This window comes from Mycobacterium sp. TH-M82 (genome assembly GCF_057473605.1).
Genome location: NZ_JBYCKY010000115.1, coordinates 1 through 2,110, shown reverse-complemented (window position 1 = coordinate 2,110; position 2,110 = coordinate 1). Strand labels below are relative to the sequence as shown.

Genomic DNA, 2,110 nt, shown 5'->3' with positions numbered 1-2,110 from the left:
GCCGGCGCTGATCGCCAGCGACGTGGACGGCACCTTGCTCGACGACGACGAGTCGGTCACCCCGCGCACCCGCGCGGCCGTCCACGCCGCCGTCGCCGCCGGCGCGCGGTTCATCCTGGCCACCGGGCGCCCGCCCCGTTGGATAGGTCCGGTCGTCGACGCGCTCGGGTTGGCTCCGATGGCGGTCTGCGCCAACGGCGCCGTCATCTACGATCCGGCGACCGACCGGGTGATCAGGGCCCGCACATTGTCCGTCGACGCCCTCGCCGAGCTGGCGGAGATCGCCACCCGCCTGATCCCGGGTGCGGGGCTGGCCGTCGAGCGGGTCGGCAACAGCGCACACGACGCCGCGACACCGCAGTTCGTCAGCTCACCGGGCTACGAGCACGCTTGGCTCAACCCGGACAACACCGAGGTGTCGCTCGATGACCTGCTCAGCGCACCGGCCGTCAAGCTGCTGATCCGCAAGGCCGGCGCAGCCAGCGCGGACATGGCGGCCAGGCTGGCCGGCCACATCGGCACCGCCGGGGAGCTCACCTACTCCACCGACAACGGTCTGGTCGAGGTCGTGCCGTCGGATACCAGCAAGGCCACCGGCGTCGACGAGCTGATCCGGCCGCTGGGAATCGCCGCCGGCGACGTGGTGGCATTCGGGGACATGCCCAACGACCTGCCGATGCTGCGGCACGCCGGCCTCGGGGTGGCGATGGGCAACGCCCATCCCGACGTGTTGGCCGCCGCCAACGAGGTGACGGCCGCCAACACCGACGACGGGCTGGCCAGGGTGCTGGAACGCTGGTGGTGCTGAGCCCGGTTCTCAATCCGGCTTCACACGGCTGGCTCCGAGCTCACCACCACCGGCGAGAACCGCTCCAGCTGCAGTGGCGGGCCGTCCGAAGCGGCCGCCGGCAGCTCCTCGGCGACACCGTCGACGACCCGGGTGACGGCGCCGCTGGCCCGGTCGAAGTTCAGGGTTCCGTGCTGGAAATTCTGTCCCACCCACTCCGGCTCCTGAATCTCCGCGCTGGTCGGCAACCCCAGCGCGCCGCGCTCGTAACCCAGCGAGGCCCAGGCATCGTAGATCGCCCCGGTGACCGGCTGCGCGCCGGTCTGCAGGGACCAGTACATCGCGCCGTGGTCGAAGGTGGCGTAGCGTGCAAACCCGTCGGCGGCCGCCTCCGGTGACGTCGGTGCGCCCAACGCGCTGTCGGGTCCGCCCAGCTGTTGCCAGCGGGCGTGGATGGCGCCGCCCTCCAGCGACCGGATCAGTTCTTGCGGGCCCGGCAGTTCGTTGAATCGTCCAGCGATATCGCGGATTTGGTTCAAGGTTGCGTATCCGGCGGCACCCGGGCAGTCGGTGTCGTCGACGTCGCGATGGCCGATGACGACGGGCAGCGCCACGGTGGTGCCACGGACGAAGTGGGTGTAGGAGCCCCCTGCGGAGGACAGCTGCGTCGCACCCAGCGGGTCGACGCGGTCCAGACCCAGCCGCCAGCCCAGCAGCCGCCCGACGGTGCTGACCTGGATGGGTGGCGGTGGCGAGTCTTCGAAGTCGCCGATCATCGACACACCCCAGGTGTCGCGGTTGAACCCGCCGGCGTGGGCGCCCTCCACCGGCTTGGTGAGGCCGCCGGCCCGGCCCTCGAACACCTGGCCGTACTTGTCCACCAATGCGTTGTAGCCGATGTCGCACCAGCCCAGCATCTGGGTGTGATACGCGTAGATGGCCCGCACGATCCCCGCCGACTCCTGCGGTGTGTAGTTGTTGCTTCCGGCGGTGTGGTGAACGACCGCGGCGCGGACCGGTATGCCGTCCGCGGTGTCTCGGCACCGGTTGGACGCGGGGCCGCCCCAGTGGCTGCGAGGGACGATGGCAGGCGGCTGGCCGGGTCCGGTGATCGCCGCCGGCGGTGTCCACTGCACGTCGACCGGCGCCCGCGGCGGGGAGATCAGCACCGCGGAGACGTTCTGCGCGAACGGCTGCTCAGCGGTGGCCGGTACATATCCGAGGTCGGGTCTGACCGCCGGGCCGGCGGCCGGCGGCTTGGCCGAGGGTGCAGGCTGCGCTGCGGCGACCGGTCTGGTGACCGCGATCTGCACAGCGGTGGTG

Annotated in this window: 2 protein-coding genes; one reads left to right on the top strand and one right to left on the bottom strand. The window is 71.4% G+C overall.

All coding sequences use genetic code 11. The annotated features are described in order from the left end of the window. On the top strand, window positions 1–808 hold an 808-nt coding region (locus AC2VON_RS03405; protein ID WP_486951682.1), incomplete at its 5' end, for an HAD family hydrolase. 20 nt (window positions 809–828) lie between these two features. Here the strand turns inward: AC2VON_RS03405 and AC2VON_RS03400 are convergent. After that, the coding region (locus AC2VON_RS03400) for an N-acetylmuramoyl-L-alanine amidase (RefSeq protein WP_486951681.1) at window positions 829–2,110 on the bottom strand (1,282 nt) is incomplete at its 5' end.